6 protein-coding genes are annotated in these 9528 nt (G+C 76.4%); all 6 read right to left on the bottom strand.

Translation table 11 applies throughout. The features are described 5' to 3' along the window. Positions 1 to 25 precede the first annotated feature (25 nt). Complete coding sequence (locus ACLQ2W_RS31755; protein WP_425791320.1) at positions 26 to 2380, bottom strand: amino acid adenylation domain-containing protein; 2355 nt, start codon at positions 2378 to 2380, stop codon at positions 26 to 28. Further along, the gene (locus ACLQ2W_RS31750) at positions 2377 to 3738 is read right to left on the bottom strand and encodes a DUF6002 family protein (RefSeq protein ID WP_425791318.1); all 1362 of its coding nucleotides are present in this window, start codon (positions 3736 to 3738) and stop codon (positions 2377 to 2379) included. Before ACLQ2W_RS31750 ends, ACLQ2W_RS31755 begins: the two co-directional genes overlap by 4 nt. Continuing rightward, complete coding sequence (locus ACLQ2W_RS31745; RefSeq protein ID WP_425791316.1) at positions 3729 to 4898, bottom strand: potassium transporter TrkA; 1170 nt, start codon at positions 4896 to 4898, stop codon at positions 3729 to 3731. Before ACLQ2W_RS31745 ends, ACLQ2W_RS31750 begins: the two co-directional genes overlap by 10 nt. Further along, complete coding sequence (locus tag ACLQ2W_RS31740; protein WP_425791359.1) at positions 4879 to 7503, bottom strand: amino acid adenylation domain-containing protein; 2625 nt, start codon at positions 7501 to 7503, stop codon at positions 4879 to 4881. The genes ACLQ2W_RS31745 and ACLQ2W_RS31740 overlap by 20 nt, the downstream gene beginning before the upstream one ends. A gap of 5 nt (positions 7504 to 7508) precedes the next feature. After that, positions 7509 to 8516: a class I SAM-dependent methyltransferase gene (locus tag ACLQ2W_RS31735; protein ID WP_425791314.1), complete on the bottom strand. Its 1008-nt coding sequence runs from the start codon at positions 8514 to 8516 to the stop codon at positions 7509 to 7511. Positions 8517 to 8656: 140 nt separating this feature from the next. Beyond that, positions 8657 to 9448: a thioesterase II family protein gene (locus tag ACLQ2W_RS31730; RefSeq protein WP_425791312.1), complete on the bottom strand. Its 792-nt coding sequence runs from the start codon at positions 9446 to 9448 to the stop codon at positions 8657 to 8659. Positions 9449 to 9528 lie beyond the last annotated feature (80 nt).

Below are 9528 nucleotides of genomic sequence, written 5' to 3'. Positions count from 1 at the left end.
CTCCGCTGCGCTGCGTTCCTCGCGCTCACGGTTCGCCCTCCCCCGGGCCGCCGCCCCGCGCGGCCCGGCGCCGCGCCATCCGGCGGCCGACCGCCGCCAGGCGACCGTCCTCCGGCACGCCGACCGCGCTTCCCGCCGCCAGGTGCGCGGCCAGCGACGCCACCGTCGGGAACTCCACCAGCCGGGCCAGCGGCACCCGCCGCCCGAGCTGTTCCTCCAGGTGCTTCTGCACCAGGGCGAGCTGGAGCGAGTGGCCGCCCGCGGCGAAGAAGTTCACCCGCCGGTCCACGGTGGGCAGTCCCAGCACCGCGCGCCAGCCCGCCGCGATGGTCTCCTCGACCGGCCCCGACGGCGGCCCACCGGTCGGGCCATCGGCCTCCGCGTCCGGGTCCGGCAGGGCGGCCGGGTCGAGCTTGCCGGTCGGGCCGGTCGGCAGGTCCGCCACCGGCACCACGGCCCGGGGCACCATGAAGTCCGGCAGCACCGCCGCCAGCCGCTCCCGCAGCACCGCCGGCCGCAGGTCCGCACCGCCGGCCGGCACGACGTACCCGATGATCTCCTGCTCGCCGGCGCCGGCCGCGCCACGCCGCGCCACCACGGCCGCCCGGCCCACCCCGGGCAGCCCGGCCAGGTGGGCCTCGACCTCACCCAACTCCACCCGGTAACCGCGGATCTTCACCATCCGGTCGCTGCGGCTCAGGAAGACCAGCGTCCCGTCGGGCAGCCGCCGGGCGACGTCCCCGGTCCGGTACGCCCGCACCCCGTCGTGCTCGGTGAACCGGGCCGCCGTCAGCTCCGGCAGCCCCAGGTAACCGAGCGCGACGTGCGGGGTGCGCACGACGACCTCGCCGCTCCGGCAGGTGGGGCGCCCGGCCGGGTCGGTCAGCACCACCTCGACGCCCGGCAGCGGGTGCCCGATCGGCACCACGGCCCGCTCCGGTCGGGCGTCGGGCGGCAGGTGGTGCTGCGTGGCGAAGCTGATCTCGGTGGTGCCGTACCCGTTGACGAACACCACACCCGGCGCGAACGACCGCCGGGCCAGCGTCACGTCGTGCCGGGTGACCTCCTCGCCGCCGAGCAGGACCGCCCGGACCGACGGCAGCCGCCCACCGTCGCCCAGGCTCGCCACCAGGTAGCGGTAGACGGTCGGGGTGGAGTGGTAGACCGTGACGCCCCGGTCGGCGAGCGCGCCGGCCAGGTGACCGAGGCCGTGCGCCCGCACGTCGACGGGGACGGCGGCGGCGCCGGACAGCAGCGCGGCGAACGTGTCGGTGACCGCCATGTCGTAGCCGAACGAGGTGAGCACGCTGGTGCGGTCGTCCAGCCGGACGGCGAAGTTGCGCACGTGGTTACGGATGCCGAACAGCACGTTGCGATGGCTCTGCACCACCCCCTTCGGCTGCCCGGTCGACCCGGAGGTGTAGAGCACGTACGCCGGATCGTCCGGCCGCGCCGGGCCGGGCGGCACCGGCGGGCCGGACCCGGGAACGCCCGGTCGCAGCGGCACCACGGGCAGCGCCGGCAGCCCGGCGTCGGCGGCCAGCGCGGCGGCGAGCCGCGCGTGTGCGGAGTCGGTGACGACGGCCCGTACCCCGGCGTCGCGCATCATGCCGGCCAGCCGGATGGTCGGGAACACGGGGTCCAGCGGCACGTACGCCGACCCGGACGCCAGCGCCGCGAGGATCCCGGTGATCGTGGCGACCCCGTGGCGGCACAACACCGCCACCGGCGCGGGCGGCGTCGCGGGGTCGCCCGGCCCGGTCAGCGCCGCCGCGGTCGCGGTCACCGCCGCGCCGAGGTCGCGGTAGGTCACCGTCGCGTCGTCGGCCAGCACCGCCACCCGGTCCGGGTGCGCGGCGACCACCGCGGCGAACGCGGCGGGGATCGTCCCCCCGCGTACGGCGTCGGCCTCGGTGCCGTCGCCGCCGTGCAGTCGGCCCAGGTCGGGCGTCGGACGCCGCTCGTAGCGGGCCACGCGCAGCACGTCGGCCGACGACGCGTCCGGGTCGAGCGCGGACAGCACGTCGGCCAGGTCGGCGCGCAGGTCGTCGGCGTAGTCGTCGGGCAGGCCGGTCAGCGTGCCGGCGCGCAGGTCGGGGTCGATCCGGACGACCGCGTCGGGGGTGACGCCGGGCGACGCCGGGCGCAGCGCGTGCCACAGTTCCCGGATCGGGGCGTCGACGGTCAGGTCCAGCGTCACCGGCTCGTCGCCGTGGCCCAGCGTCACCACCTGGACGCCGGTGTACCGGCGGACCAGCAGCGCGGTCGCGGTGAGGACCACCGTGGCCGGCTCGACCCCGGCGGTCCGGGCCCGCGCGACGAGCCGCTCGGCCGGCCCGGCGGGCAGGCCGAGCGGGTGGGCGGCCGGCGTCGGGCTCACCGCCGGCCCACGACGGCCGCCGCGACGTCGGCGACGGTGGACACCTCGGCGTCCGCGTCGGCGACGGTGAAGTCGTCGGCGTAGCTGCCGGTGCCGTGCACCACGATGTCGTGTCCGGCCGGCACCAGGCCCCGGTCGACGGCGTTGCAGACGCCGGTCAGCGCCATCACGATCGACCACTCCCGCAGCCGTCCGGGCTCGGCCGGCAGCACGAGCCCGGCGTCGGCCAGCCGGGCCCGGGCCGCCGGGTAGCGCTCGACGCACTCGCGCCGCGACACCACGATGCCGTCGCCGCCGTGCCTGTCGATCAGCGCGTTCATCGCCGGGGAGGTCACCGGGCGGTGGGTGTAGAAGGTCGGGTCGAGCACCTCGGCCGGGTCGTCGGTGACGGCCGGGAAGCGCGGGTCCTTGTCCTGCGTCCAGGCGTCCAGGCTCTCGTCGCGGGTCCAGGTCGGGACGTTGTCCCGCGCGAACGAGCCGTGGCGCAGGCTGAGCACCATGTCGGGCGTGCCGAGGTGCTGCACGAGCAGGAAACCGGGACGGTCGTCCGGGTCGGCCCGGCCGGCCGCCTCCAGCACGTCGCGGCCGAGGTTGTAGCCGAGCAGACCGAACGCGCTGGAGACGGCGTGGGCGTGCCAGCGGGCGAGGCCCCCGCCGGTCGGGGCGACCTCGGCCTCGAACGCGGCCCGCGCCGCGTCGGCCACCAGGTAGTTCTTCAGGTCCAGCGTGTACCAGAGCGTGACGCCGTGCTCGTCGTGCAGCCGGGCGGCGTACGCGTCGACGAACGCGCGGCCGAGCGCCTTCACGCCCTCCGGGTCGTCGCCGGTGTAACGCAGCAGCGGGTTGAGCCGGCGGGCGACCGGGTCGGCGGCGAGCGCGTCGTGGCGGAACTTGTGCCGGGTCGCCCGCGGCGCGAGCACCACGATGGCGAGTTGCTCGGGCGTGACCAGCCCGGCCGCGTACGCGCGGGCCACCGCGTCGCGCAGCGCGACACCCTTGTTGGCGGAGGTCGGGGTGACGATGCGCAGCCGGGCGCCGGTACGCCGGATGTGTTCCACCGCGCGGGCGACGATCACCAGGGACGCGAACGTCTTGGTGGTCCGGGTGCCCGGGTTGCCGGTCAGGTCGAGCAGGTGGAGGCGGTGGCCGCCGTACGCACCGAGCGGGGCCCAGCGCACCGTGGCGGCGGCGTAGAAGTCGCGCACGGCCGGGGTCAGCTCGGGCAGGTCGAAGCCGGGCGCGAAGCCGGGCGTGCCGGCGGCGTCGCCGGGAACCGCGCCGCACCGCCGCACCGCCGCGGCGATGACGTCCTGGTAGTCGGTGATCAGGTTGCGGACGGTCGGGGCGGTCACGGACATCGGGCTTCCTCCCACACACTCCGGGCACGGGCCGGCGCCGGCGGCACCGTTCGCAGGTGGTCACGCAGGGCGGTGAACCGGGCGAAGACCTCCGGCAGCTCGCCGGCGTGCCAACCGCCGGCCAGGTCCGGCCGGTACGCCGCCAGCGCCGCCCGGGCCCGCTCCGGGTAGCGCACGTGGCCGTCGTCGACCTCGACGCCGTCCCGGCGCCCGGCGGCGGTGTTCCAGGCCGACGCGTGCGCCACGTCGACGCCGGCCGGCAGGCGCAGTTCGGCCCGGCCGTCGCGCAGTCGGACCGGATAGCCGCCCGGCAGGCCCAGCGGACCGGGCAGGTTCGCCACCACCTCGTCCACCCCGGCGGCCAGCGCCGCCACCACGGCGGCCCCGGCGTGCCCGGCCAGCGCGTTCAGCTCCGGGCGGGGCAGGGCGCGGTATCCGGCGAGCAGCGTCGTGACGTCCGGGACCTCCCGGCCGTCCAGCCAGGCGCGCACCTCGGCGGTGTCGTCGGTGGCGGCCGGGTCGGGCGCCGCGAGGTGGGCGTGGTGGCCGAGCACGGCCAACCGTCGGGGCCCGGGGCCGCCCAGCGCGGCGTCCAGGCAGGCGGCCAGCGTCGCCACGTTGCCGATGCCGCAGAGCACCGGCCGGCCCGCCGCGGCCAGCAGCGGGTTGACCGCGTCCGGGAAGGCGGCGTTCACCAGCGACGCGTCCGGCGCGCCGGCGGCCAGCGCGGCGGCCAGCCGGGACACCAGCTCGGCCTGCAACGCCAGCGTCACCCCGAACCCGGCGGCGGTGACCAGTTCCGTCCAGGCCGACGGCGCGTGCGTCCGCTCGTACGGCGACTGGGCCGACGCGGCGCAGACCAGCACGTCGGGCCGGAGCCGGGCCATCGACGCGGCGTCGGCGGCGTAGCCGGCCCCGGGGTCGGTGGTGGACGGGGTGAACGGCCGGGCGGTGAACCCGACGGCGGTGCCGGTGACAGTGGCCCGCACCTGTGCGCCCCGGGCCAGCCGGTCCGCCGCGCCCGGGTCGCGGGCCAGCACGGTCACCCGGAGCCGGACGGGGGTGGGGATCGCGGCCAGGGAGTCGCAGAGCGCGCGGGCGAGCCGGCCGCCGCCCACCACGACGACGTGCCGGGACGCGTCACCGGGCGGCGCGGACATCGCGTCCCCCGTCGGTGACCCGGGTCAGCCAGTCGGCGAACGACCCGGCGCGCAGGCAGCCCGCCGGGCTGACCTCCAGGCCGGCCATCTCGCGCACCCGCACCGCCACCCGCAGCGCGGTCAGCGAATGCCCGCCGAGGGCGAGGAAGTTGTCGTCGTCGTGGACCGCGTCGACGCCGAGCGTGACCCGCCACGCCTCGCGCAGCCGGTCGGTGAGCACGCCGCCCGGTTCGGCGGCGAGGTCCGCCCGCGGTCGGGGTGGCGGCGGCAGCTCCCGCCGTGCCACCTTGCCGTTGGGCAGCCGGGGCAGGTGGTCGACGAGGACGATCTGGTCCGGGCGCATCGCCGACGGCAGCGCCGACGCCAGGTAGCCCTGGAGCTGGGCGGTGGTCAGCATCTGGTCGGCGGGCTCGGCCCAGGGCGACCCGGCCGGCGGCTGCTCCCCCGACCGCACCGCGTAGAGGTAGCTGACGTCGGCGTCGGCGTCGACGTTCCAGTCGCCGATCTCGTGCACCGTGAACCCGGCCGCCGACAGCAGCTCCCGGGCCGGTGGCGCGGTGACGCTGCTGCGCTCGACCTCCAGGCACACCTGGCGGACGCGGGGCCAGTGCTCCGGACGCACCCCGCGCAGCACGCTCAGCTCGGTGCCCTCCACGTTGACCTTCAGCAGGTCGACCCGGTCGAGCGCGAACCGGTCCAGCAGCTCGGACAGGGTCACCGTCGGCACGACGTGCGCCACCGGGGTCAGCCGGCGGCGCGCGTCCGCCAGCAGCGCGGCCCGTTCGGCGTCGTCGGCGGCGCCGCCGCCGTGCCGGTAGTGCGACCGGACCAGCTCCGACGCCGCCCCGGCCCGGTCGGCGCCGAGGCCGGACAGGTAGCTCAGCTCCGGAAACGAGATCAGCTCGGCGGTGCCGGCGACGTCGGTCACCGCCGCCTCGACGACGGACGCCGAGGCGGCGTAGAGGCCGAGGTTGGCCCGCAGGTACGGCAGCGTGTCCGGATTCGGTTCGACCGCGACCAGGCGTACGTCGCGGGCCTGCCGGGTCGCCCAGAGCGCGAACAGGCCGATGTTGGCGCCCACGTCGACGACGACCGCGCCGTCACCGAGGCGGACGCCGAACCGGGAGTATTCCGCGTGGTCGAAGATCTGCCGGTAGAGGAAGACCGCCTCGTCGGGCGAGGCGGCGGTCACCGCCATGCCGTTGGGCAGCCGGAACCGGGGCAGCCCACCGACCGTCGGGGCGCGTCTCGGCCGGGGCACGACGTAGCCGACCAGGCGCGGCCCGGCGTCGGCGTCGGGCACGGTCACCACCACCGCGTCGTGCACCGCCGGATGCTCGCGCAGCACGGCCGCGACCTCGCCCGGTTCCACCCGCACGCCCCGGACCTTGACCTGGTCGTCGACCCGGCCCCGGAACTCCAGGAACCCCTGCGGCGCGACCCGCACCAGGTCGCCGGTGCGGTAGAGCCGGCCGCCCGGCCGCTCCGGGTCGGGCCGGAAGCGTTCCGCGGTGAGCGCGTCGTCGCCCAGATAGCCCAGGCCGACCGCCACCCCGCCGAGCCACAGCTCACCGGTGTCCCCGTCGGCGACCGGCCGGCCCTCCTCGTCGCGCACGTGGGCGACCACGCCGTCGACGAGCCGGCCGATCGGGGCGATGCTGCCCGCGTACGGCTCCGCGCAGTCCCAGTAGGACACGTTGATCGACGTCTCGCTCGGGCCGTACCCGTTGAACAGCCCGCACGGCAGCACCTCCCGCAGCCGCCGGACCAGCCGCATGTCAAGCGCCTCACCGCCGCACAGCACCCGCCGCAGCGTCCCGCAGCCGGCGAACTCCGGCTCGTCCAGCACGTGCCGCAGCATGGTCGGCACGAAGTGCGCGGTGGTGACCGCCTCCCGCCGGATCAGCCGGACCAGGCCGAGGCTGTCAAAGGGCAGCCCCGGACCGGCGACGACCACGACGCCGCCCGCGACCAGCGGGGAGAAGATCTCGTGCACCGACGCGTCGAACCCGATCGACGCCTTGTGCAGCACCCGGTCCTCGGCGGTGAAGCCGAACCGGTGGTGGCCCCAGGCCAGCCGGTTGACCAGCCCGGCGTGGTGCAGCACCACCCCCTTCGGCCGGCCGGTGGAACCCGAGGTGAACAACACCAGGGCGGCCTGTTCCGCGGGCGGCGCCCAGCCCGCGCGGTCCGGCGGGTCGAGGCCCACCCCCACCTCGGCGGTACGCACGTCGCGCCAGAGGGTGCCCGCCGGTGCGGCCACCGTCGCGGGCCGGTCCGCGTGGAGCACGACGCGCGGGGCGGCCAGGGCGAGCATCTGCTCGGCCCGGCCGGAGGGCAGCTCGGGATCGACCGGGACCGCGACCGCGCCCGCCCCGAGCGTCCCCAGCAGCGACGTCACGTAGTCGGCGGACCGGTGCAGGTGCAGGCCGACCCGGTCGCCCGGCCGGACGCCGGCCCGGCGCAGCAGCTCCGTCGTCGCGTCGGCCCGCTCCCACAGTCGCGCGTAGCTCAGCTCACCGTCGGGGGCGACGACCGCGATCCGGTCGGCGGCCGGGCCGGTGGGCCGGTGCACCAGATCGGGCAGGTAGCGCGGATCGGACATGGTGGTCACGCCGTCCTGGTCGCGGTCGCGACGATCGCCATCCGGGGCACCTCGGCGACGAACTGCCCGTCGGCCCGGTGGACCACCGGCCGGACCGGGATGCCGTCCCGACCACCGATCGCGGCCAGGTAGCCGGTGTGGTCGAAGTGGTGGGTGAGCAACCGCCACACCGCGTCGTCGCCGATCGTCGCGAAGAAGTCCCGGACGCCGTACATGTCGCCGACGTAGTCGCGCATCCCGGCGTACGCGGCCCGCTCGGTGTCGGCGCGCACGATCAGCGGGTCGTACAGGTCGACGACGCGCACCGGCAGGCCGGCGTCGGCGAACAGGCCGGCCAGCTCCGCGCGGGTGAAGTGCCGGTAGTCATGGCCGCCGGCGGCGTGCGGATGCACCACCTCGGCGAAGAACCCGGCCATCGGGCTGGACTCGTCGAAGTCGTGCAGCACGATCCGGCCGCCGGGGCGGACCACCCGGGCCGCCTCCGCCACCGCCGGTGGCCGCCGGTGCGCCGGGATGTGGTGGGTGCCGTACGCCAGCAGCACCGCGTCCACGCTGCCGTCGCGCAGGAAGAGGAAGTGTGCGGCCTGGCGGACGGCGGGCAGGCCGTGCGCGAGCGCCCGGTCGACCATGTGGCCGGACACGTCACCGGTGACGAACGTCAGTTTGGACTCGAAGCAGGCGGACTGGCTGCTCGCGGCGCGGGCCACGGTGCCGTCGCCGCCGAGCACGTCCAGGATCACGGTGACCGGCTCGGCGTCCGCCGGGATGGCCAGCTCCAGCAGGCGCCGCATCCCGGTCCAGCGCACCAGCGTGTCGCGTTGGGCCCGGCGGTACGAGTCGCCCCGGCCGGTGGAGTCGGTGTCGAACTCGCTCACCGTGGCGGCCAGTTCGGCCAGCGCCTCGGCCGCGCCCGGTCGTCCGAAGTCGAGCATCCCGCGCAGGTGGGGGTGGAGTGCCGCCACCGCGTGCAGGTAGTCGCGCAGGACCAGGGACGGCAGGTACGGCCGGCTCATCAGCACCTCGGCGCGCTACGGTGTGCCGCCTCGGCAGCGGCGTTCCTCGACGAAGGAATGGCGAACTCTAGCACCGCGTCTCGTCGGTCCACCATGTCCGCCGGCCGGCATCGTGGAAGCCCCCGCGCGCCGGTGGGTCCTTACCTGTCCTTTGTCGCGGAATGCGCCGGAGCGGTGTGACAGGTGACGATGCGTCGCATCAGGTCCAGGATCTCCGACCCGTGCTCGGCCAGGAAGAAGTGCCCCCCGGCGTACACGTGGACCCGCGGCGGGGCCGCGCAGTCCCGCGCCCACCCGGCCGCCCGGTCCGGGTCGACGTGCTCGTCGCGGTCGCCGAGCAGCACGTGCACCGGCAGCTCCAGCGGCGGTCCCGGACGGTAGGCGTACCGCTCGGACAGGGCGAAGTCGGCCCGGATCCCCGGCAGGATCAGCTCCATCAGCTCCCGGTCGGCCAGCAGCGCGGCCGACGTGACCCCGAAGTCGCGCAGCGCCTCGATCAGGTCGGTGTCGTCGAGCTCGTGGCAGCGCCGCGCGACCCGCCGGGTCTGCGGCCCCTCGGCGCCGCTGACCAGCAACGCCAGCGGATCGGGGCCGCCCCGGCGACGCAGCTCCCGGGTCACCTCGAACGCCACCAGCGCGCCCAGGCTGTGCCCGAACAGCAGGAACGGGCCCGACGCCCGCTCGGTGACCGCCGTCGTCAGCTCCGCCACCAGCTCGGTCAGATCGTCGACGGGCGGTTCGTGCAACCGGGCGCCCCGGGCCGGCAACTGCGCGACCCGCACCGACAGCTCCGGCGGGGCCGCCTCCTGCCAGGGCGTGAACGACGCGGCGATGCCACCGGCGTACGGGAAGACGAACACCTCGGCCCCGCCGGCCGTCCCGGTCGCCGACTCGAACCAGCGGTCCGCGCCGCCCGCGCTCCCCAGGGACATGACCACGAGCATAGACACGGCGTCACCGACACCGGGTACGCCGACGTGCGCCAGGGGTCGGCGAGGTTTCGCCGGAGCCG

This window comes from Micromonospora sp. DT227, assembly GCF_049841835.1.
Classification (GTDB): domain Bacteria; phylum Actinomycetota; class Actinomycetes; order Mycobacteriales; family Micromonosporaceae; genus Micromonospora.
Note: the sequence above shows the minus strand (reverse complement) of the source record. Positions and strands in the feature narration are given on the sequence as shown.

What these genes read in the sequence shown, in the direction of transcription:
- ACLQ2W_RS31750 (WP_425791318.1), bottom strand. Translation starts at nt 3,738, where the DNA reads ATGTCCGTGACCGCCCCGACCGTCCGCAACCTGATCACCGACTACCAG.
- ACLQ2W_RS31740 (WP_425791359.1), bottom strand. Translation starts at nt 7,503, where the DNA reads ATGTCCGATCCGCGCTACCTGCCCGATCTGGTGCACCGGCCCACCGGC.
- ACLQ2W_RS31745 (WP_425791316.1), bottom strand. Translation starts at nt 4,898, where the DNA reads ATGTCCGCGCCGCCCGGTGACGCGTCCCGGCACGTCGTCGTGGTGGGC.
- ACLQ2W_RS31735 (WP_425791314.1), bottom strand. Translation starts at nt 8,516, where the DNA reads ATGAGCCGGCCGTACCTGCCGTCCCTGGTCCTGCGCGACTACCTGCAC.
- ACLQ2W_RS31730 (WP_425791312.1), bottom strand. Translation starts at nt 9,448, where the DNA reads ATGTCCCTGGGGAGCGCGGGCGGCGCGGACCGCTGGTTCGAGTCGGCG.